This window comes from uncultured Pontibacter sp. (genome assembly GCF_947492645.1).
Lineage (GTDB): Bacteria > Bacteroidota > Bacteroidia > Cytophagales > Hymenobacteraceae > Pontibacter.
The window spans coordinates 295,191-315,599 of record NZ_CANLMZ010000001.1; the positions used below are offsets into that span (position 1 = coordinate 295,191).

Here is a 20,409-nt window from a genome sequence, read left to right on the forward strand (position 1 = left end):
TATAAAGTATACTCCGGCAAAAAAAAGGGGCAGCTGTAGCTACCCCTCTAAGTTATACTTTATGGTTTCAAACGCCAAAATTAGTATATTAATACCTAAATAGCGCTTTTACATTGCCTTGATTATCACTTATCTCGCTTAGGCCGTTATAGCTGTTAACATACACCTTACCACCTTGTGCTATTGTTTTTATAGCGGCCAGGTTAATCAGGTCGTGGTCTCCACGCTGGTATTCCTGATGCACGATAGCAGTAGCGCTTGCCGGATCATAGCTTCCCCAAACAGGCTGGCTAGGAGAAATGAACAAGGTATCTACACGGCCATGTACTGCCTCTGCAGCCACGGTGGCCAGGTCCTCGGAAGTAGAGCCGGTGCCCGCCACGTTCTGGTAACGGTTAAGCGAATCGGTGTGGCTCTGCTGCATAATCGGCTTGATTAGCTTCAAGGCTTTTTCGTGTAGTGCATTGCCGTTATCGACGCCCTCATTGATGTTGATGTTATCCGGCACAATGTTTTTATACTTGCTATGCGCTTTGTAAAGGCTGCAGTAGTGGTCCACACCGGCTAAAACCAATGGTTCGTGTGCATCGTGGAGTATCTTCTGCATGCTGTTGTCAATCTCTATCACAAACTCCCGCACACGCTCGTGCTCTTCGTCTCCTTTTGTAGAGCCAGGCCCGTGCACAATGTTAGTACCATTAACGGTAGTAGTGGAATGCGTAAAGTCCTGGTCATTGCCTTTTATATCAAACTTAAGCGCTTTGTTCATCGACTCCGGCACAAAAGAGCTGATATCAATCGGCCTGATCTTCTCGATAGTTGCTTCGTAAAACGCTACTTTTTCGCGGTACAGCGACAGTATAAAGAAGCGCCCGTTCTGGCTAAGTATAGGCAACACCGGAGTGAAGTAGAAGTGGTCTAACACATACACTACATCCGGCATGGCAATTGGCAAAGTATAGTGCTGCGAAAAGCCTTTGGTGATAAATACAGCTAAGCCTTCTGCCTGGTGGCGCCAAAAGTTTGTATCGCTTAGTAAGGCATCGGCGGGCTTTAAATATTCATCTATTTCAGCTTCAGGCACATCATGCCTTTCCAGTAAAGCCCTGGCTTCTTTTATTTTATTTTTGAAAAGTATGTTGTCCTGGCCGTTAAGGGTTTCCTGGCCAGCCCGGTGAGTTGGTATGAAGATAGAAATGCAAAGTGCATTTTGTGTGTTGTTCTGCACATTAAGCAGTTTCTCAATGTCATTTTTGTTGATCAATGCCATAGTTTGTTTTTGTTAAGTATAAGATCTGAAACAATGTCATTTACTCATTTTAAAGGAGCAATAAGGGGTAGAAATTAAGTACGCATCTATAGTATGAACGGTTATTGATGCGCAAAAGATGAAGTTTCAGCTTAAATAGAGGTACAAAAAAACCGCTGGGCATTCTTGAAATGCCCAGCGGTTAAATTTTTACTATAAAGCAGCAGCTATACCTCTGCCTATCAACTACATACTAAATCACCCAAACAAACTACTGAACACATCTTCTAACCTTCCGAAAGGATGTATGTTGATGGAGAACTTAGTCAGGTCGAGTCCTTTTTTATTGTACTTTGAGATGTAGATGTCCTTAAAGCCAAGTTTTTCTGCCTCGCTTATCCGGTTCTCTACCCGGTTTACGGCACGTATCTCTCCACCTAAGCCTACTTCAGCAGCAAAGCACGAGGTGCTGGGAATGGCCATGTCCTCGAAAGAAGAAAGTATGGATGCGCAAACCGCCAGATCAAGGGCAGGGTCTTCTACTTTTAAACCCCCGGCAATGTTCAGGAACACGTCCTGGGCGCCCAATTTATAACCGCCCCGCTTCTCCAGTACTGCCAGCAGCATGTTCAGGCGCTTGGCATCAAACCCGGTGCTTGCACGCTGCGGCGTACCGTAAGTTGCAGGGCTAACCAAGCTCTGTACTTCTATCAGCAGGGGTCTGTTACCTTCTAGTGTTGCGCCAATCGATATTCCACTAAAAGCATCTTCGCGCTGCGTTATCAGTATTTCGGAGGGGTTGCTTACTTCTCTTAGCCCAGAGCCCAGCATTTCGTAAATACCCAACTCTGACGTAGAGCCAAACCGGTTTTTAGTTGTGCGGAGTATACGGTAGGTCATGTGCCGATCCCCTTCAAAGGTAAGCACCGTATCTACCATGTGTTCCAGTATTTTCGGGCCTGCCAGATTGCCTTCTTTGGTAATGTGGCCGATCAGGAAAACCGGTGTGCCGCTCTCTTTGGCAAACTTCAGTAGTTCGGCGGTGCACTCACGCACCTGGCTCACGCTACCGGCTCCTGCCTCTATAAAAGACGAGTGAAGCGTCTGGATTGAGTCTATTACCAGCACCTGCGGGCGTAGCTGCTCTATTTGCTTAAATATATTCTGTGTGCCTGTCTCGGTAAGTATAAAGCAGTCCGAAGTTTGAGCCATAAGGCGCTCTGCACGCATTTTTATTTGCTGTTCGCTTTCTTCGCCGCTTACATACAGCACTCGTAACCCACTAAGGCTCAATGCAATTTGCAACATCAGCGTAGATTTACCAATACCGGGCTCGCCACCTATCAACACCATAGAACCGGGCACTATGCCACCTCCCAATACGCGGTTAAGCTCCTGGTCCGGCGTGATGATGCGGTGTTGTTCCTGGTAGCTTATATCTGCTATGGGCTTTGGTTTGTTAGATACTTGCGCCGTGCTGCTTCCTACTTTCCAGACGCCGGTAGGGGTGATTTCCTCACGCTGCACAACTTCTTCCACATAGGTGTTCCACTCGCCGCAGGCCGGGCACTTGCCTATCCATTTAGCTGACTGGGCGCCACAGTTCTGGCAGAAGTATGATGTTTTTATTTTGGCCATCTATAGTCGTTAATCGTGTTTTGCTAAACACATGCTTAGTAATTAGGCGCTGCTAAAGAATAATTTATACCTCCTGCGCTACCTGCTCTTGCTTAAAGTATACTTTAAATGTGGTGCCTTCGCCTATTTCGCTGTTCACTTCTATGCGGCCACCGTTGTTCTCGATAATGCGCTTTACGATGTATAAACCAATACCTGTACCCTCTACATGGCTATGAAGACGCTTGAACATGGTAAACAGCTTGTCCTGCTGCTCTTTTTTAATGCCCAGGCCATTATCCTGCACCTCCAGTACTACAAAGCCTCCCTCGCGGTAAGTGCTAAGCTTAATCTCGGGCCTACGATCAGGGAATTTATACTTAATAGCATTTGAGACAAGATTATAGATGATACTGCGCAGGTTCTTACGGGCAAACAGCACATCCTTTACCTGCAGGTCGGCTTCTATAACTGCATCAGCCGATCGTATAAGGCCACCTATATCCAAGGTAACATCTTGCAGGGCCACTTCAAAAGAAATAGGCTCAACAGCGGCATGCATTTCTTTCTGCACTTTTGTTATCTCAGCAAGGTCTGCAATAGTGCCTTTCAGTTTGTTGATGGAGCCCTGCACCATGTCCAGAATCTGGAGGTCGCCGTCGTCGAGCTTTTCCTGCAACTCCTCCCGCAGCAAGGCAGCCAGTCCTTCCATGTTGGCGATAGGAGACTTCAGATCATGGGAGGCTGTGTATACAAAGTTGTCCAGGTCGTTGTTGATGCGCTGCAGCTCTTTGTTTTTGTCACTTAGCTCATCGTTGGTTAGCAGTAGCGCCTCTCGGGCTTTTACCAACTCGGTTACCTCTACGGCAAATACCAACACGGCCTCTATGTTATTGTGTGCATCAACCAAAGGTTGGCAGACCATGTTAAAGTATGCCTTTTGCTTACCCTTATTGCCCTCTATAGTTGCTTGTACTTCTTTACCGATAAATGGCTTGCCTGAGTTAAATACTGTTTCAATTCTTTCAAAGAATCCTATCCCTTCAGAGTCTGTGTGTGCCTCGTAAATTGTTTTACCAACCAAAGGGCGGTTGCCATACAATTTGCGATACTGGGAGTTAGCCAGCACATACTGGAAGTCCGGGGCTCGGACCAGGCCTACTACCGCAGGCACCTCCAGGAAAAGCTTTTGCAGGAGTTCTGCGTTCTGCTTCACCTTCCGTTCCGCTTCCTTCATCTCCGTTATATCTATCACAGAGCCTATAAAACCGAAGAATTCTCCATTCGCATCAAAACGGGGAGTATCAGTTAGCACTACCCAACGGTACATGCCATCGTGGCGGCGCAACCTGAATTCCACTCTAAAAGCGGTGTGATTTTTAAGGGCTTTTTCAAAAACACTACTAATGCTCTTTACGTCCTCTGGATGGGCAACATCTTTCCAGGTAAGGTTCATGGTGTCTTCAAAGCTAAGGCCGGTAAAATCCATCCATTGCTTGTTCACATACTTAAACCGCCCTGATTCATCCCGCACTTTTATAATAACCGGGGCACTATCAGCCATAATCCTAAAACGAGCCTCGCTTTCAATTAAAGCCTGCTGCGCGCGGTTCTCTTCCGTTATATCCCGTACCTCTACGATGGTAGCTTTTGGTATACCACTTTCCAGAATTGGCCGCGCGGCACACGTTACGCTAAAGAATGTGCCATCTTTGCGAATAAACACGTCTTCGTGGGCCCTTACATCGTTATTTGTTGGCAGCGCTCTATCAATCGGGCACTCTTCCATTGGGTAGTGCGATCCATCGGGGTGCTTGTAATGGATCATATCGTGCAGCGGCTTTTGCCTTATCTCCTCAAAAGTATAGCCTGTCATCTCTTCAGCCGCAGGGTTCATAAAGGTACAATACCCTCTTTCATCCATCATAAATAGTGCGGCAGTAGCATTATCTGTAATTGTCTGCTTCAGGCGGTTAGAGCGGCGCGTATTCGTTAAAGACCAGATAATGAAGAACATGAGCAAGCTTATGATACCACCGCCCAAAAGTATGAATTTCGGTAACTCGGCATCTGCTGACCTTCCAAAGTTCTGTTTTGATGTTACAAAAATACGCCAGGTATTATTGCCCACAGTTAGTGTATTTAGCTTACTAAAGCGCCTGTTATTTGCCGTGTGGTAATGCAGCGTTGTATCTGTGCTATACAACAGGGCATCTTCCGTAAGGTCAATCCCATCGTACAATTCCAGGTCTATATCCTTGAAATTATCACCCAGGATATTGGACACGAAATCTTTGGCCCTGAACGGACTGTATATAAATCCTTTTATAAGCTTTTGGCGGTCCTGGATAGATTGTGGGTCGGTGTTATTTTTGTAAACCGGCAAGTAAATAAGAAACCCTGCCTGCTCATCCTGCCCATCTTCCTGTACCAGGCGCACCTTTCCCGACATAGCAGGCTGTTTAGTATCGCGGGCAATGCGCATGGCTGATTGCCTGATAGGCTCACTAAACATATCGAAGCCAAAGGCGCGCAGGTTCCTGTCTGTGAACGGCTCCAGGTATACAATGGAAGTATAGGTTTTGCGGTTATTTTCGGGCCGCACCTTGTAATTTAAGTAGCCTTCTTTCTTAATTTTCTGCTCATGCGCGGCCAACTCTTCTGGCCTAAGGTACTGGGCATATCCTAACCCTTGTATGCCCGGATAGTTCTCCTCCAGGTTTAGCGACTTGTAGTATAATCTCCAGGCTTTTCGCTCAACAGTATCAGAGGCAACAAACAGCGCCTTAGCACCTATAAGTATTTGGATATTGTCGTATATGCGCTTTTCTATAGCCTGTGTGGCTTGGTCGGCACGCACGCTGAAAAGCTTTTCGCTACGTTCTTCTGCCTTCCGCTTTGTTTCTGAATAGATAAAGAGCGTAAGCAAAAAGATCAGCAGGAAAGAGAAAATCGCTATAAAATAATCTTTAGCGAACTGTATAAGCCTGGCAGCTTTCATAAGTCTTTAGTAAGTGCCTTCAAATCAAAATTTATAAGTGAAGACTTCATTAAAGTAAAAAAGATTCATTAATGTACAATTTGCCTTTTCTCAAATATAATAAAAACGAACCGAAGCCATACCATTTAACTACAGCCAAAGGAGTAATAACTACGGCAAAAGTTTAATAGCCAAGGCATAAACCTAAAAATAACTATATTTAAAAAACATTCTTTAAATAAGCAAAACTATGAGAACAATGCAGCAATGGTTTGATGAGTATGGGCAAAGCCACCAGAACCAAACAAATAAATTGATCCATTGGATTTGTGTGCCGCTTATTTTCTTCAGCATTATTGGTTTACTGGCCAGCATACCTTGCGGGGCACTTAAAGCTCTTTTCCCGGGTGCTATACAGCCTTACATACATTTTGGCACCGTTGTTATTTTGCTTGGCCTGCTTTTTTACCTGCGCCTTTCTTTTGCTATGTTTCTGGGCATGGCTGTTATTTGCTTATTTATGCTGTGGGCTGTTCAGGCTTTGGCTGCCGCTACCACCATACCACTTTGGGTAAGCTGCCTTGTAATTTTTGTGCTCGCATGGGCTGGCCAGTTTTATGGACATAAAGTGGAGGGCAAGAAACCTTCTTTTCTAAAAGACTTACAATTTCTTTTGATCGGCCCTGCCTGGTTACTTGGCTTTATTTATCGGAAATTGAGCATACCGTATTAACTTTGCAGTACCAATCGTTTACTTATGCTCGATATCCTCAAAATATTACTTTTAGCCTTTTTTGCTGTTACGGTTCTTTTACCTGTTGTACGCTACATGCTTCGCACTATTTCTCCGGCCACAGGTGTAGCGCCTCTTACGGCAGATGAGGCAAAATATATACAGAAACAGGACCTTAAGCTCAGCATTGCCTATTTTTTCTTTGCCTGTATACTTGCTGTTTTCTTTGCGGGTACCCTGGCACTTATCTCGAGCATCATTCACTCATCAAAAGAGCAGCTGTTTTTGTTTACGCCTAACTTTACTGCTTTTTTTGCGCCCGGGCTTTTGCTGGGGCTGGTGATTGCCATGCTCCCGCTGCGCCTTATCCAAAATACATTGCTAGGGCACGACACAGAGCTTTACAGCACCTACCTTAACCGTACCGAAGGAAAACGATCCATCAAAAAATACAGGATCATATTTTTGCTGCTGCTCGTTGTTTCTAGCATTGTAATCTGGTATAGCCTGCGCTGGCATGTAGTTGTAAATGAGAACAATGTGGAGGTACATAACCTTTTAGGAGAAAAACGCACCTATTCTTACCAACAGATACAAAGCATTCGTTACCTTGGCACAGAAGGGGAGTACCTTATCTCATTTGATGATGAGACGCACATCAACACCACTTACTTAAAGCCTGTTCAGCTCGAAATCATTGCGCTCCTTTCGGAAAAGTCCGGGCACAGGGTAATTAGGTAGCGTATACGTATGGCTGCTGTTGGTTTGGCTCTAAATGCGCTTTAAGGGCAGGAGCTATAATACTGCTGCACCTATAAATTTCTGCCAAAGGCCGAAAAGCCATGGTGCTGATTAGTTGATAAAGGCAAGAAGCCGCAGCACAGGAGTATATTTTTTTGTAGTTTTACCGCCGATAATTTGATCCTTTAAACCTAAGTATAAACTATATGCAAGTTCGCGTAGAGAAAGACACGATGGGCCCGATTGAGGTGCCTGCAGACAAATACTGGGGTGCTCAGACACAGCGCTCAAAAGAAAACTTTACCATCGGTGGCCAACTGATGCCAAAGGAAGTAATCGAGGCTTTTGCTATACTTAAAAAATCTGCTGCTTTTGCTAACGCTGAGTTGGGCGTTCTGGCGCAGGATAAAGCTGAAATTATCGGTAAAGTTTGCGATGAGATTCTGGAAGGCAAGCTGGCTGACGAGTTTCCGCTGGTAGTATGGCAGACAGGTTCTGGCACGCAGTCCAATATGAACGTGAACGAAGTGGTGGCTAACCGCGCACACGTACTGTTGGGCGGCAACCTGATGGACGAGAAAAAGAAGATCCACCCGAACGACGACGTAAACAAGTCTCAGTCTTCGAACGACACTTTCCCGACAGCGATGCACATTGCTGCTTATAAAAAAGTGGTTGAGCACACCCTGCCGTTAGTTAAAAAACTACGCGATACGCTTAACAGCAAAGCAGAGGCTTACATGGATGTTGTGAAGATCGGACGTACGCACCTGATGGACGCAACGCCGCTTACATTGGGCCAGGAGCTTTCTGGTTATGTAGCCCAGCTGGACTACGGCATGAAGGCGCTTCGCAACACGCTGGAGCACCTGAGCACGCTTGCCCTTGGCGGTTCTGCGGTAGGTACAGGCCTTAACACACCGGCCGGTTACGATGTATTGGTTGCCGAGAAAATCTCTCAATATGCCGGCCATACGTTCATTACGGCTCCGAACAAATTCGAAGCACTTGCTGCACACGATGCTATTGTAGAAACATCTGGTGCATTAAAGCAACTGGCTGTGTCGCTGATGAAGATCGCGAATGATATCCGTTTGCTGGCTTCTGGCCCGCGTTCCGGTATTGCAGAGATCCTGATCCCGGAAAACGAGCCGGGTTCGTCTATTATGCCAGGTAAAGTAAACCCAACGCAGGCTGAGGCCATGACCATGGTTTGCGCACAGGTGATTGGTAACGACGTAGCTATCTCGGTGGGTGGCATGAACGGCCATTTCGAACTGAATGTGTTTAAGCCGGTAATGATCTATAACCTGTTGATAAGCGCCCAGCTGATCGGTGATGCCTGCGACTCGTTCGACAAGCATTGCGCGGTAGGTATAGAGCCAAACACGGCCCGCATTAAAGAGAACCTGGAGAACTCGCTGATGCTGGTAACGGCCCTTAACCCACACATCGGTTACGACAACGCAGCCAAAATCGCGAAGAAAGCCCACAAAGAAGGCACAACCCTTCGTCAGGCAGCCATCGCCCTTGACCTGCTAACCAACGAGCAGTACGACGAGTGGGTGAAGCCGGAAGATATGATCGGTAGCTTGAAGAAGTAAGAACTATAGTTTAACAGATAAGGGAAAAGCAGCTCCATTTGGGGCTGCTTTTTTGTTTTGTATAAGTTCATGTAGCTTTTGCTATATTTATACTTCTAACCATCCTTTAAGCTACAGCTATGAACAGACCGCAAACAATTCAAATTTTCTTACCTGATGGATCACCGCGTAGTGTGAAGATTGCAGAAATAACTAACAGAGTTGTAAAGGCAGTTCTAGTCCCAAGAAATAAGTTAGAGTATATAGCTAGTAGAGAGGAGTTGAAAAATGTTGGCGTATATTTTCTATTTGGAGAGAGTGCTGATAAAGCAAAACCTATGGTTTATATAGGTGAAGCTGAAGACTGCTTGGATCGGATTAAGCAGCACAACAGGTTAAAGGAATTTTGGAACTATGCAGTTGTAATGGTTTCTAAAATCAATGCTTTCACTAAGTCTCATACTAAATACTTGGAACATGTTGCTGTGGCAGAAGCCAAAGAAGCCAACCGCTTTGATGCAGAAAATACGGTAGTTCCAAGCAAACCTTTTGTAACTGAATCTATGGAGGCTGATTTATTAGACAGCTTCGATACAATTAAGATTCTGCTCTCTACATTAGGCTTTCCTGTGTTTGATAAAATAAATAAAGAGTCCATAACTAAAAAAGAACTTCTAATGCTTAAAGGTGATAATCTTTATGCTGAAGGAGATTTAATTGATGATGGTTTTGTCGTTTTCAAAGGATCAGGGTTAAAGCCAAACACAACTGCTTCTTGCCATGATTATTTGGTAAACCTGAGGAAAAAGCTGATAGAAGAGCAGATTGTTATGAACGTTGATGGCAAGTATAGATTTATGGAAGATTATATTTTCAATTCTCCAAGTACGGCTGGTGGTGTCGTATTAGGAAGGGCAACCAATGGTTGGACAAGCTGGAAAGACAAAAGTGGAATAACCCTTGATGAATTAAAAAGAAAATAGCTGTACCCGCTAGTGCGAGCTTGTAGCTCGTACTCTTCTTAACACAAAAGTATTATAGTACGAGCTATAAGCTTACACCAGCAAAGACGACTAAAAGAAGTAGTGTTACGTTTATACTAGTACTGGCTGCAATTTAAGCTACCTTTAGATAGCACATGAAAGAAGTGCTTAAATTCGGAAGTATGGGTGATTCAACAAATTTATGTTTGTCTTGTGGGTTGTGTTGCGATGGCACCCTGATTGGCTTTGTGCAGCTCAATCGGGAAGAGTTGCCTGGGTTAAGAGAATTATTGAATGTTGAGGAGGCCACTAATGATGGGGTTCTTATTCAGCCCTGTAACCGCTATTGTGGTGGTTGCACTATTTACTCAGACAGGCCGAAACAATGTGCCAGCTATGATTGCGAACTCCTAAAATCCCTCCAACGAAAAGAACTGGATTATACTTCGGCCATCGAAACAGTTGAGGTGGCTAAACAGAGAAAGAGCGCTATAGAAGAAAAATTAGCGTTACTACAGATCAAGCTACAATCACAATCATTTTACTTTAAGATGACCGAGCTGAAAAAGCTGTATCAGAAAAACGAGCACGAATTATCATCAACACCAGAATTCAAAGAGTTAATAGCGGATATTAAGCAACTTGATAGTCTGCTGTCAGAAAGATTTGGTGTTACCGTATTTTAAAAGCAAAAGATTATTGCCTGGATCCCGTAGTTCTATGCAATTACTTTTATAGCTACTACTTGAAAATATACTTGCTTTATAACATTCCCAAAGTTCTACTGCTTCCCAACAGGCTTCAGCAAAATCTCATTCACGTTGGCACGGCTTGGCAAATTGAGTGCATAAAGTATAGAATCTGCGATATCATCCGGCTCTAATTTTGACTCGCCTTCGCCCCAATCCATATCGTTTAGCAGTTCCTTGTCTGTGATAGACTCCCGCAGGTCTGTGTCTACGGTGCCTGGCTCTACAGACGTAATGCGAATGTTGTAGTCAGGAGAAAGCTCCATGCGTAACCCTTCTGACAGCGCAATGATAGCAGCTTTGGTAGCTCCGTACACAGCACCACCCTGGTACATCACTCGCCCATCAATAGAGGCCATGTTCACAATATGCCCGCTCTTGTTTTTGATCATGGTTGGCAGCACCGCATAAACAGCTTTAAGTATACCCTTCAGGTTTACGTCTACCATCTTCTCCCATTCTTCCAGGTGGCGGTTTTTCATGTAGGAGAGGGGCATTAATCCGGCGCTGTTTACGAGTATATCAATGGTACCATAGGTATCTAAAGCTGTCTGGGCCATAGCTTCCACCTGCTTCAGGTCTGTTACATTGGTTTCTGCTATGGTGGCTTCACCGCCTTCGCTTTCAATTTCCTGCTTTACTTTTTTCAAGTCGTCTGTATGGCGGGCAGCCAGCACTACATTGGCGCCTGCTGCGGCCAGGGCTTTTGCGGTGGCTTTGCCTATACCTTGCGATGCCCCGGTTACAATGGCTACTTTATCTTTCAGCTTCATAGTTTATAGGTTTCGTAAAGCTGTTTATACTTGCCCCGGAGAAGGAGGTTATGACGAGGCAGCGGCATAAGTGGCAATTTTTACTTCTTTATCAGCCTCCTGAGGAATAAGTATACTTGTGATGAAGTAAATTTAGCTTCTCTCACCATCCCGCAAGTTTAGCAACAGCGCAACATGTGGGAGTGTTTTGCAGCCAGTTTGTAAAGGAGTTTTCAGTAACCATACTTTTCCAAGAGTTAGTTACTACTGCGCTTAAACTTGCTGGATAAAGTATAGATTTGTCAAATTTTCTCCAGGCACACGTAATACCAGTTGCATACAATAAGTACCATGCCCTCCAAAAAGAAGGAACATCCGAAAGAAAAAGCAGCATTGCACCCACGCAGCAAGCACCGCCGACGCTATGACTTCGATCAGCTTATAGCCAGTTGCCCGGAGCTAAAGCCTTTTGTGAAGCTAAATGAGTACAACGATGCCTCTGTGGATTTCTTTGATCCAAATGCAGTAAAAATGCTGAATAAAGCACTATTAGCGCATTTTTACGGAATCAAAAACTGGGATATTCCGCAGAACTACCTTACCCCGCCCATACCCGGAAGAGCAGATTATATACATCATGCAGCAGATTTACTGGCCAGCTCAAACGGTGGAAAAGTGCCAACCGGAAGCAAGATAAAGTGCCTGGATGTAGGCGTAGGGGCCAGTTGTATTTACCCCATCATTGGCCACAAAGAGTATGGCTGGTCGTTTGTTGGCGCTGATATTGATCCTGTTTCTATTAAGTCTTCAGATAAAATAGTAGAAGCCAATACAGCTCTTAAAGGAAATATTGAGCTACGCCTGCAGCATAACCCTAAAAATATCTTTGCAGGCATCATAAACAAAGGCGAGCACTTCGACCTTACCGTTTGCAACCCGCCGTTCCATGCCTCTTTGGCTGAGGCACAGGCTGGCACCATGCGTAAACTCAAAAATCTGCAGCAAAAGCATAGCAGCAAGCCCACATTAAATTTCGGTGGCCAGAAGGCGGAGCTGTGGTGCGAAGGAGGAGAGGCAAAATTTGTGGAAAGCATGGTAAAAGAGAGCAAGCAATTTAGCACATCCTGCTTCTGGTTTACAACTTTGGTATCGAAAGCATCTAACCTGAAAAGTATACTTTATACTTTAAAAGCGGCGGGTGCACAACACACACATACTATACCCATGGGCCAGGGCAACAAAACAAGCCGCCTTGTAGCCTGGACATTTCTTGACTCAAAACAACAGAAAACATGGGCCGAAGCCAGGTGGAAGTAACCCAGACAGAAAGTTGATTTATACTTTCAGAAAAACACTAGAGTGTAAAATAAACTTCCGCATTTATACTTAGGCAGCCATTTAAACTACAAAGTATAAACCAGCTGCTATTACAAAGGCAAACTGCTATGAAGTACATAAGGCTGAAAGATGCATCGCACAGGCTATTTGAGGAGGCTTGGGAGCTATACCAAAACTCTTTTCCTTTGGAGGAGCGCCGCCCCCTGCCTTGGCAGCTAGATATCATGCCTCAAGCCAATTATCACTTCGAGCTTATACTTCAAGAGGGCAGCTTTATAGGGCTGCTTTTGTGGTGGAGCTTTGAGGAGGTGCGCTACATAGAGCATTTTGCTACTGTACCGGCAGTACGGGGTAAAGGCTATGGCAAACGTATATTGCATGCTTTTGTTAACCGAGATACACGCCCCGTGCTTTTAGAAGTAGAGCTTCCGCAGGAAGAAATAAAGAGGCGCCGCATCCGGTTTTATGAGCAGAGTGGCTTTGTGCTAAATCACCATTTTTACCAGCAGCCTTCTTACCACCAGGGGCAGCAACCGTTAACGCTGTTGCTCATGTCTTACCCAACTACTGTCACCGCCGAAGATGTGGCGCATTTTGTGAGTGTGCGGCACCCGCTCATTTACAGGCTTGCGCAGTAAGTTTAACAGCGGCTTATTTAGAGCAAACGGCTGTTGATGGCTTAATATCGATGATAAGCTTAGAAGACGCTGCTCCACCTAAATCCAAATACACCGGAAAAGTACTATAGCTAAGTATAACCCAGCTTACCCGCTCCTCCGTGAAAGTTTAAGGCAGCTACAAAACCATCAGCCTAAGCAAACAGTATGTTTACAAATGCCTTAGGCTAAATTCACATCCTAAAACACTTGCACATGGACAAACTTAAAGGGAAAGTTGCCCTGATCACAGGCTCAGACTCGGGTATAGGGCAGGCAACGGCTATCGCGTACGCCAAAGAAGGCGCTGATATAGTTATCTGTTACCACTCAGATAAAGAAGGCGCTGAAGAGACATTAAAAGAAGTAGAAAAGCTGAACAGAAAAGGCATTGTGCTGCAGGTAGATATAAGCGATGAGCAGAAAGTGGAGCAGCTATTTGAACAGGCTTTGAAAACCTTTGGAGCTATAGATATCCTGGTGAACAATGCTGCAGTAAACGGTTCCGGCATTAACGTGGCCGACATGGACACAGAGGTATTTGACCGCACCATCCGCACCAACCTGTATGGCACGTTCTTCTGTTCCCGCGCTTTTATCAGGCACCGTAAACAAAAGGGCGGCAAAGGCAAAATCGTTAATGTGTCTTCTGTGCACGAGGAGATTGTATCGGCGGGCACAGCGGACTATTGCGCCTCCAAAGCTGGTGTTCGTAACCTTACCCGCACCCTGGCCTTAGAGCTGGCAGAGGATGGCATCAACGTAAACAATGTTTGCCCCGGCATGATCCTGACGCCTATGAACCAGGAAGCTATGGACGACAAAGGAGCTCGTAAAGAGAGCGAAAAGAACATACCGATGAAGCGTGCAGGCAAACCAGAAGAAATAGCGAAAGTGGCCTTGTTCCTGGCATCTTCAGACTCAGACTATGTTACCGGCTCGAGCTACTTTATGGATGGCGGCCTTTCGCAGCTTGTGGGGCAAGGGGCATAACCAGCGTATGAACCCGCCAAACTGTCACCTTAAAACCCTGCGGTGCGTTATTTGTTAATGCAGTACAGATAAGACTTACCACAAAGTATAAACCACATGAAAATAGCAAAAGACCCATCAGAGTATAACAAGCTTACCCCGGACGAAGAACGCATTATTGTACATAAAGGCACCGAGTACCCGGGTACAGGTGAGTATGAGCGTAACAAGGCAGAGGGGGTGTATCTGTGTCGCCGCTGCAACGCACCGCTTTATACTTCGGAGTATAAATTTGAGTCTAATTGTGGCTGGCCTAGTTTTGATGATGAGATAAGCGGAGCTGTAAAGCGTGTGCCGGATGCGGATGGCCGCCGGACTGAAATTGTATGCGCCAACTGCGGTGGCCATTTAGGCCATGTGTTCGAAGGCGAGTACCTTACTCCAAAAAACATTCGCCATTGCGTAAACTCTATCTCTATGAAGTTTGTGCCGGTAGAAGACCTGGAAAAATAGACCTGGAACAGTAATAACAGTATGTTTAGGCACAGGGGCAGAGTAGACAATAATAGGCTTACGAAAGAAGAAGGCGTTTATACTTGCTCTAGCTGCGGCAATCTGCTTTTCGAGGCGAGTGCAAAGTTTAGTGTTGGCTCCGGCTTTCCTAGCTTTTGGGCGCAGGTAGGGGAGGGTGTTGTGCATAACCCACTAAATAGTTATGGCCAATACCGGGTGCAGCTGCTGTGCAGTAAATGCCGGCAGCACCTGGGCCACCTCTTCGAGGATAACCGCACCCCGACCAATGTGCGCTACTGCATTAATGCGGGGGCTATAAAATTTAACTCTGAGCCTTAGGTATGATATAACGCTACTTTGTTTTAGCGTAATATACCTTTCCTATAAAAGACCGCACAAACATGTTCAGGCGCATGTTGGCTTCATAATCATGCCCTGCCAGAAAATCTATTCTGTTAAAGGTAGCGTCTGTTCTCGTCCAGGAGTCGGGGGTGTAGCCGGGGCTGTTTATACTTACTTTGATTTTGTTGGAGATCGGGTCCTGGCTTACATTCAGGTTAACAACGTAGGAGGCAGGCACCTTACCTTCCTTAGCCTCATAGTTGGGGTAGTAATTAAAGGCCGGCCCTTTGTTTGGGCTTTTAGTAGGATTGTTGCGCTGCATAAGCACAACTGTGTTGTTTACCAATCGCTTTATACTTTCGCGCTGGCGCTTTTTAAAGCCCTTAGAAAAATTAATGCTATCTATAGCGAAACTGATGATACCGGGCTGTTCCACGTTAAGTGGCTCATATAGTTCATTAACTGTAATAAGCCTTTTAAACGGGCCTGCTACAATGCTATCGGTGTAAAAGTCCTGCTCGTGCTGCAGAAAATTCTCCTCTGGCGAGAAAAGTTTTAGTTCGTTATACAAATCATCTTGCACACCTCCTCTTAACTTGCCGATGCCGCTGTTTGGCCGCAGGTATAACTGATAGTATACGCCTGGTTGATTCTCAATCACGAGCTTATCCAGCGAGGCTACCAGAGTATAGTTATACTTGCGGTAGCGCTTCCTGGCCGTAGTATCTACATCAAAGGTGTGCTTCTCTTGCCCAAGCGTTTCTATTTTCTGCAGAAACCAACCATTTACGCGGTTAAACTGATAATCATACTTATCGCCGGCGTTATTAGAAAAAGTAAGCTTATCTATAGTTACGGGTCTTTGGTATAGATCAGGCGTACACGACCAGGCAAAGAGCCCCGTCAAAATCAAAGCAGAAAAGTATAGCAGCTTTTTCATATAACTTTGTTTTAGAGTTAGCTATACTAATTAACTAAGTTTTTAGTTATAAAACAACAGTCACTGCTCTGTTTTCATTGTATACTCTTTAAACATCTTATTAAAACAAAAGGCACCTGCCGAGTTGCCGGCCGGTGCCTTCTTCTATTTTGGTAACATACTTATTGGTATACAGATGCGAGTACAACAACTACAACGGCTGTAATGGCAGCCAACCCTATGCCGGCTCCAGCTGCTACTTTACCGGCTTTTTTTCGGTGTGCCTGCTGCTCATACCCTTTCACATAATGTGGGTCTGTGAGGTAATTAATATTAGAGACTGGATTGCGGTAGGCTTTAGGCTTCGTTAAACCAATGGCTGCGGAACCAGCCAGGCCATAAGGAAAAAAAAGTGCACATCCCGCTGATCCCCACATTGCTCCGGTGCCTTTGTATAACCTCCTCGCATCATCGCTCCCTAACTGGTACATCTGGTCCGGGTTTAAATAGTTGCTGCTACTGGTTTGGCTCTCGGGCAGGTTCTGTGTAAACACCTCTTTAGTGCCATTGGCAAAATGTATCATAAATACATCAGCCTTGGGTAAAGTATGTAAAGCGCCATGCAGCGAGTCGGGGTGCTGATACACAATTTCCTGCAGTTTTATCTCCAGTACACGCGCCATTAGCTCGTCTCCGTTTAGCTTCACAATCCTGTCCTGGGCAAAGGTGGTTTGCAAGGCTGCGAGCAGCAACAGCAACAAAAGTATGCACTTCTTCATGGCAAGCAGATTAATTAAATTACATGTTATACTTATCGCTGCGAGTTAAACCCAAACAACAAGCTAAACCTACCACCGTCTTTAGAAGGGGCAAAGGCGAAATTCACCGGAAAGTTAACTCCCTGGCTCTGGAAGTTTGTACCCACCGCCATCACTACTCCAGCACCGCCCAACGACACATTCGGCCCAAGGCCAAACTCAAAGCCTTTAGCTCCTCTTACTCCAATTAAGGCACTTAAGCTTGGCAGAAACTTACCCTGCTCCAGGCCGCCAACCAAGGGCACAAACTCAAATAAACCGGATACACCGTTATCTAGGGTAAACACACGCGTTTCGAACTGCCACCCAAACTGTGTCATAAAAGCGTTTACATTCGTATCGTAGTCGTCGCGGATGTTGCTTCTGTACTTATCGGTGAGCACGGTAAAACCAATCCTGGGGCCTGATAGCTTCAGGTGCTCCTGCTCATACCTATACCCGCTCTGCTTGCTGCCATCTGCCTGAGGCACATTTCCGGTTGCCGGCTCGTTAAACACTTCTTTGATGCCATTCTCGTAAGTAATCATAAACACATCCTGCTTAGCTATCAAAATTACAGGCCCTTGCAGGTTATCAAAGCGTTTATACTTGATCACTTCTAATCCGATTTCCTGCACCTTTACCTGTATTTCATCGCCGTTGCGCTTTAGCAGCACATCCTGCGCCTGCGCCATAAAACATGGCACCAGCACCAGTAACACTAGTATAATTTTCTTCATAAGCTTTGGTGTTTACCGCAGGATTTTCCTTTGCTAAAAATAGCTTTTTATCTATACTAAACAAATTAAATATCAGACATAAAACCCTAACTAACAGGTATTTTAAACGGTGTGTAAACTTGCAAATTGGCCAGCCATGCGTTGGCAGCTTATTTACCGGTGCTTGTACTAGCAGGCCACTTGATGCGGCAGCTTTAAAAAACTTTATACCTTGTAGTTCTGTAAAAGCAAACTATAGCAGCCACTATATACTTATACTTTATGTCCCGACCATCTTTCATTGCGTCCAGGTACAACAGTTTTAAATTTGCCCTAAAAGGTCTTGCCGCTGTTTTCAGATCAGAGCCTAACATGCACCTGCATGTAATAGCCAGCATTATGGTACTTATAATGGCCTACAGGTTTGAGGTTACCCGCACAGAGTGGTGCATCCTTATCTTTTGTATTGGGTTAGTCTGGATGGCCGAGACATTTAATACTGCCCTCGAAACTATAACAGACCTGGTATCGCCGGAGCAAAACCTGCTGGCCGGCAAAACCAAGGACCTTGCAGCGGGTGCTGTGTTGTTGGCGGCCATTACGGCAGCAGTTATTGGCCTCATTATTTTCGTGCCTTACTGGGTGTCGTATTTCAGCGTTTAAACAAACATCTTTTCTTTAGATCATAGTGTTTATTACCTTTGCGCTGCATTTAAATAAACAAGCCTTACAGGCATGACAAAAGCAAAGAGTTTAGCACTAATAATGCTGCTGGCAGGTATGATGATGGCTTGTAAACCGGGTGCATCGCCAAGTATACCCGCAGCAGCTACCGCCAATGCACAGGCTGCCCCCTGGTTAAGCCAGCTGATTGACGAGATAGAACAGGCTAAACCATCCAACCCTCCCGCCAAAATTTACCGTTATACTTACAAGGAGCAGGAAGTATACTACCTCACGGGCCGTTGCTGCGATATACCCGGCAAGCTTTATGACATGGAGGGAAACATACTTTGCGAACCAGACGGAGGTATAACAGGCAGGGGAGATGGCCGCTGCACAGACTTTTTTGAGAAACGGTCCAACGAGACTTTAATTTGGGAAGATAAACGAGAACATCAGTAACCATGACAGGAAACGACGTATTAAAAAATTTATCAGAATATAACATTTGGGCCAACCAAACGATGCTGGATGTATTTAGTGGCTTACCAAGCGTACCTAACAATGCTGCCCGTCTTTTTAGCCATGCCTTAAACGCACAGGCTATCTGGATTGCACGCATCACAGGCACGCAAAGCCCGGTTAAAGTATGGCAAGAGCATAACCTGGATGAGTTGAAGGAACTGCACAAAAGCGCATCTTACAAAATAGCAGCGCTTGTAGCTAACGCTGATGAAGCAGAGTTTAACCGCCTGATAGATTACACTAACAGCCAGGGCAACAAGTACAGCACCCGCGTGCTGGACATCCTGACGCACGCTTTTAACCACGCTACGTACCATCGTGCACAGGTAGCCACAGACTTGCGCAAGAATGGCCATACCCCTCCAAACACAGATTACGTAACGTATGTGCGTGAGCTGATGGGACAGGTGTTCTAATTTGTGACAAAAGACCATTAGACAAAGAATTATTTGAAAAAGGAGATGGACTCTATTAAAAGTTCTACCCGTACGTTTTCTATCTAACGGTGCTTTGTCACAAAGTATAGATAGGTATACTTTCAAATTCTAAGTAAACAACCAAAACAAAAAAGGAGCTTCCCATATTGGAGAGCTCCTTTTTATTTGTCTTTTGTCATATAATCAAGAGACTACTCCAGCACCACCGTACCCAAGTCTTTTATCTGGTCCTGGGCTATACTTACATTGTCTATGGTTTTATTGTGCGCATCCCCTTCTGTATAAAACTTAACAGTATACGTGCCAGCCGGAACCCCTTTGATCAGGAAGTCTCCGGCATCGTTGGCAAACCCGCCAATAGTATCGTTGGCAGCCGATATAACATAAATGCCCGGTTTATATGCTGCTGGAGTTACCTTGCCTTTAATGCCGCCTGCTACAGCTTGCGTAATGGTGCGCACAACAGGCTTCAGGTTATACTGTCCGTTTCCTCTTGCCACTATGGATTTGGCGGCATCAAAGTCTAGCAGCAGCACATATGTCACATCACTTTCCAGGTCTGCGTCTATTTTTAATTTAACGCCGGAGGTTTGGCCGCTAGGGGTTTTAAGGCTCTTCACATCTCCGTTTTTAAGCACAAGAGAGTTATCGTTGCCAAGCACCAGCCTGATCTGGGAAATTCTGCCCGCGGGCAAAGTAGAGCTTGCCAGCAATGTATCGCGGCCGTTAGCGAAATCGAGCAGGTTGTAAACACCTGGGTTGATCTCATCCAATGTGATCCATCCTGATTCTGTATCACCGTTATCTTTGTGTACCTGCACCGACTTAATATCGATGTTTACTGCAGCATAATCGCCAGGTGCATCGGTTAAGCGCACTTGCATTTTAGCAGTACCGCTTTCGTCGCTGTTACTGTCGCAGCCACTAAACATGGCAAGGCCGCTAAGCAATAGCGGAAGTATAAATATCTTTTTCATCATAATTGTACATTAAGGGTTTAACCCAACATTAGAGGCAGCCACAGAGGCAACAGTTAAAGCGTTGGAACTACAGTTAATTTAGTTTATTTAAAGTATAAGTTCTTGTTATGCGCCTATTGCCCTGGAATGGTTAAACGAAGAAAGTTGAACGAAATTACGTG

The 20,409-nt window shown here is 45.2% G+C and carries 21 protein-coding genes; 13 read left to right on the forward strand and 8 right to left on the reverse strand.

The genetic code is table 11. The annotated features are described in order from the left end of the window. Positions 1–88 precede the first annotated feature (88 nt). From Q1A23_RS01215 to Q1A23_RS01225, 3 genes are all read right to left on the reverse strand, one after another. Complete coding sequence (locus Q1A23_RS01215) at positions 89–1,270, reverse strand: hypothetical protein (RefSeq protein WP_299818303.1); 1,182 nt, start codon at positions 1,268–1,270, stop codon at positions 89–91. 237 nt (positions 1,271–1,507) lie between these two features. Further along, the gene (gene radA / locus Q1A23_RS01220; protein WP_299818304.1) at positions 1,508–2,887 is read right to left on the reverse strand and encodes a DNA repair protein RadA; all 1,380 of its coding nucleotides are present in this window, start codon (positions 2,885–2,887) and stop codon (positions 1,508–1,510) included. A gap of 64 nt (positions 2,888–2,951) precedes the next feature. Then, positions 2,952–5,867 carry a CHASE domain-containing protein gene (locus tag Q1A23_RS01225; RefSeq protein WP_299818306.1) on the reverse strand — a complete coding sequence of 972 codons (2,916 nt, stop codon included), beginning with the start codon at positions 5,865–5,867 and terminating at the stop codon, positions 2,952–2,954. Between the two features lie 229 nt (positions 5,868–6,096). Here Q1A23_RS01225 and Q1A23_RS01230 point away from each other — a divergent pair, with 229 nt between their 5' ends. The 5 genes from Q1A23_RS01230 to Q1A23_RS01250 all read left to right on the forward strand — a co-directional run bounded on the left by Q1A23_RS01230 (position 6,097) and on the right by Q1A23_RS01250 (position 10,572). After that, positions 6,097–6,579 carry an Mpo1-like protein gene (locus Q1A23_RS01230; protein WP_299818307.1) on the forward strand — a complete coding sequence of 161 codons (483 nt, stop codon included), beginning with the start codon at positions 6,097–6,099 and terminating at the stop codon, positions 6,577–6,579. A gap of 24 nt (positions 6,580–6,603) precedes the next feature. After that, complete coding sequence (locus tag Q1A23_RS01235; RefSeq protein WP_299818309.1) at positions 6,604–7,320, forward strand: hypothetical protein; 717 nt, start codon at positions 6,604–6,606, stop codon at positions 7,318–7,320. A gap of 206 nt (positions 7,321–7,526) precedes the next feature. Then, entirely contained in the window at positions 7,527–8,924 is a 1,398-nt protein-coding gene (fumC, locus tag Q1A23_RS01240; RefSeq protein WP_299818312.1) for a class II fumarate hydratase, read from the forward strand. A gap of 119 nt (positions 8,925–9,043) precedes the next feature. Next, positions 9,044–9,886: a GIY-YIG nuclease family protein gene (locus tag Q1A23_RS01245; protein ID WP_299818314.1), complete on the forward strand. Its 843-nt coding sequence runs from the start codon at positions 9,044–9,046 to the stop codon at positions 9,884–9,886. A 155-nt stretch (positions 9,887–10,041) separates the two neighbouring features. Then, positions 10,042–10,572 (forward strand): YkgJ family cysteine cluster protein, encoded by a 531-nt coding sequence (locus Q1A23_RS01250; protein ID WP_299818317.1) that lies wholly within the window; start codon positions 10,042–10,044, stop codon positions 10,570–10,572. Positions 10,573–10,667: 95 nt separating this feature from the next. On the opposite strand, the gene Q1A23_RS01255 is transcribed toward Q1A23_RS01250, so the two are convergent. Next, positions 10,668–11,408: an SDR family oxidoreductase gene (locus tag Q1A23_RS01255; RefSeq protein ID WP_299818320.1), complete on the reverse strand. Its 741-nt coding sequence runs from the start codon at positions 11,406–11,408 to the stop codon at positions 10,668–10,670. Between the two features lie 330 nt (positions 11,409–11,738). On the opposite strand from Q1A23_RS01255, the gene rlmF reads away from it, so the two are divergent. From rlmF to Q1A23_RS01280, 5 genes are all read left to right on the forward strand, one after another. Further along, on the forward strand, positions 11,739–12,704 hold the full coding sequence (gene rlmF / locus Q1A23_RS01260; RefSeq protein WP_299818323.1) for a 23S rRNA (adenine(1618)-N(6))-methyltransferase RlmF: 966 nt from the start codon (positions 11,739–11,741) through the stop codon (positions 12,702–12,704). A 128-nt stretch (positions 12,705–12,832) separates the two neighbouring features. Further along, entirely contained in the window at positions 12,833–13,363 is a 531-nt protein-coding gene (locus Q1A23_RS01265; RefSeq protein ID WP_299818325.1) for a GNAT family N-acetyltransferase, read from the forward strand. Positions 13,364–13,597: 234 nt separating this feature from the next. Next, positions 13,598–14,374: an SDR family oxidoreductase gene (locus Q1A23_RS01270; RefSeq protein ID WP_299818328.1), complete on the forward strand. Its 777-nt coding sequence runs from the start codon at positions 13,598–13,600 to the stop codon at positions 14,372–14,374. 96 nt (positions 14,375–14,470) lie between these two features. Further along, the gene (locus Q1A23_RS01275) at positions 14,471–14,866 is read left to right on the forward strand and encodes a methionine-R-sulfoxide reductase (RefSeq protein WP_299818331.1); all 396 of its coding nucleotides are present in this window, start codon (positions 14,471–14,473) and stop codon (positions 14,864–14,866) included. Positions 14,867–14,887: 21 nt separating this feature from the next. Further along, on the forward strand, positions 14,888–15,205 hold the full coding sequence (locus Q1A23_RS01280) for a peptide-methionine (R)-S-oxide reductase (RefSeq protein WP_299818334.1): 318 nt from the start codon (positions 14,888–14,890) through the stop codon (positions 15,203–15,205). 13 nt (positions 15,206–15,218) lie between these two features. On the opposite strand, the gene Q1A23_RS01285 is transcribed toward Q1A23_RS01280, so the two are convergent. The 3 genes from Q1A23_RS01285 to Q1A23_RS01295 form a co-directional block, all read right to left on the reverse strand. Continuing rightward, complete coding sequence (locus Q1A23_RS01285; protein ID WP_299818337.1) at positions 15,219–16,148, reverse strand: hypothetical protein; 930 nt, start codon at positions 16,146–16,148, stop codon at positions 15,219–15,221. 161 nt (positions 16,149–16,309) lie between these two features. Then, positions 16,310–16,906: a hypothetical protein gene (locus tag Q1A23_RS01290; protein WP_299818339.1), complete on the reverse strand. Its 597-nt coding sequence runs from the start codon at positions 16,904–16,906 to the stop codon at positions 16,310–16,312. Between the two features lie 32 nt (positions 16,907–16,938). Then, positions 16,939–17,664, reverse strand: coding sequence for a hypothetical protein (locus Q1A23_RS01295; RefSeq protein WP_299818341.1), 726 nt, complete (start codon positions 17,662–17,664; stop codon positions 16,939–16,941). Between the two features lie 261 nt (positions 17,665–17,925). Here Q1A23_RS01295 and Q1A23_RS01300 point away from each other — a divergent pair, with 261 nt between their 5' ends. The 3 genes from Q1A23_RS01300 to Q1A23_RS01310 all read left to right on the forward strand — a co-directional run bounded on the left by Q1A23_RS01300 (position 17,926) and on the right by Q1A23_RS01310 (position 19,247). Further along, a complete protein-coding gene (locus tag Q1A23_RS01300; RefSeq protein ID WP_299818342.1) occupies positions 17,926–18,306 on the forward strand; it encodes a diacylglycerol kinase family protein in 381 nt (126 codons plus the stop codon). Positions 18,307–18,378: 72 nt separating this feature from the next. Beyond that, on the forward strand, positions 18,379–18,768 hold the full coding sequence (locus Q1A23_RS01305) for a hypothetical protein (RefSeq protein WP_299818345.1): 390 nt from the start codon (positions 18,379–18,381) through the stop codon (positions 18,766–18,768). Positions 18,769–18,770: 2 nt separating this feature from the next. After that, positions 18,771–19,247 (forward strand): DinB family protein, encoded by a 477-nt coding sequence (locus tag Q1A23_RS01310; RefSeq protein WP_299818348.1) that lies wholly within the window; start codon positions 18,771–18,773, stop codon positions 19,245–19,247. A gap of 212 nt (positions 19,248–19,459) precedes the next feature. Here Q1A23_RS01310 and Q1A23_RS01315 read toward each other — a convergent pair whose 3' ends face one another. Further along, positions 19,460–20,248: a DUF4382 domain-containing protein gene (locus Q1A23_RS01315; protein ID WP_299818351.1), complete on the reverse strand. Its 789-nt coding sequence runs from the start codon at positions 20,246–20,248 to the stop codon at positions 19,460–19,462. Positions 20,249–20,409 lie beyond the last annotated feature (161 nt).

Excerpts from the sequence above, each read along its gene's own strand:
- radA (WP_299818304.1), bottom strand. The coding sequence starts at position 2,887 with ATGGCCAAAATAAAAACATCATACTTCTGCCAGAACTGTGGCGCCCAG.
- Q1A23_RS01305 (WP_299818345.1), top strand. The coding sequence starts at position 18,379 with ATGACAAAAGCAAAGAGTTTAGCACTAATAATGCTGCTGGCAGGTATG.
- Q1A23_RS01265 (WP_299818325.1), top strand. The coding sequence starts at position 12,833 with ATGAAGTACATAAGGCTGAAAGATGCATCGCACAGGCTATTTGAGGAG.
- Q1A23_RS01250 (WP_299818317.1), top strand. The coding sequence starts at position 10,042 with ATGAAAGAAGTGCTTAAATTCGGAAGTATGGGTGATTCAACAAATTTA.
- Q1A23_RS01235 (WP_299818309.1), top strand. The coding sequence starts at position 6,604 with ATGCTCGATATCCTCAAAATATTACTTTTAGCCTTTTTTGCTGTTACG.
- Q1A23_RS01225 (WP_299818306.1), bottom strand. The coding sequence starts at position 5,867 with ATGAAAGCTGCCAGGCTTATACAGTTCGCTAAAGATTATTTTATAGCG.
- Q1A23_RS01285 (WP_299818337.1), bottom strand. The coding sequence starts at position 16,148 with ATGAAAAAGCTGCTATACTTTTCTGCTTTGATTTTGACGGGGCTCTTT.
- Q1A23_RS01245 (WP_299818314.1), top strand. The coding sequence starts at position 9,044 with ATGAACAGACCGCAAACAATTCAAATTTTCTTACCTGATGGATCACCG.
- Q1A23_RS01315 (WP_299818351.1), bottom strand. The coding sequence starts at position 20,248 with ATGATGAAAAAGATATTTATACTTCCGCTATTGCTTAGCGGCCTTGCC.
- rlmF (WP_299818323.1), top strand. The coding sequence starts at position 11,739 with ATGCCCTCCAAAAAGAAGGAACATCCGAAAGAAAAAGCAGCATTGCAC.
- Q1A23_RS01310 (WP_299818348.1), top strand. The coding sequence starts at position 18,771 with ATGACAGGAAACGACGTATTAAAAAATTTATCAGAATATAACATTTGG.
- Q1A23_RS01230 (WP_299818307.1), top strand. The coding sequence starts at position 6,097 with ATGAGAACAATGCAGCAATGGTTTGATGAGTATGGGCAAAGCCACCAG.
- Q1A23_RS01295 (WP_299818341.1), bottom strand. The coding sequence starts at position 17,664 with ATGAAGAAAATTATACTAGTGTTACTGGTGCTGGTGCCATGTTTTATG.
- Q1A23_RS01215 (WP_299818303.1), bottom strand. The coding sequence starts at position 1,270 with ATGGCATTGATCAACAAAAATGACATTGAGAAACTGCTTAATGTGCAG.
- Q1A23_RS01300 (WP_299818342.1), top strand. The coding sequence starts at position 17,926 with ATGTCCCGACCATCTTTCATTGCGTCCAGGTACAACAGTTTTAAATTT.
- Q1A23_RS01290 (WP_299818339.1), bottom strand. The coding sequence starts at position 16,906 with ATGAAGAAGTGCATACTTTTGTTGCTGTTGCTGCTCGCAGCCTTGCAA.
- Q1A23_RS01275 (WP_299818331.1), top strand. The coding sequence starts at position 14,471 with ATGAAAATAGCAAAAGACCCATCAGAGTATAACAAGCTTACCCCGGAC.
- Q1A23_RS01280 (WP_299818334.1), top strand. The coding sequence starts at position 14,888 with ATGTTTAGGCACAGGGGCAGAGTAGACAATAATAGGCTTACGAAAGAA.
- fumC (WP_299818312.1), top strand. The coding sequence starts at position 7,527 with ATGCAAGTTCGCGTAGAGAAAGACACGATGGGCCCGATTGAGGTGCCT.
- Q1A23_RS01270 (WP_299818328.1), top strand. The coding sequence starts at position 13,598 with ATGGACAAACTTAAAGGGAAAGTTGCCCTGATCACAGGCTCAGACTCG.
- Q1A23_RS01255 (WP_299818320.1), bottom strand. The coding sequence starts at position 11,408 with ATGAAGCTGAAAGATAAAGTAGCCATTGTAACCGGGGCATCGCAAGGT.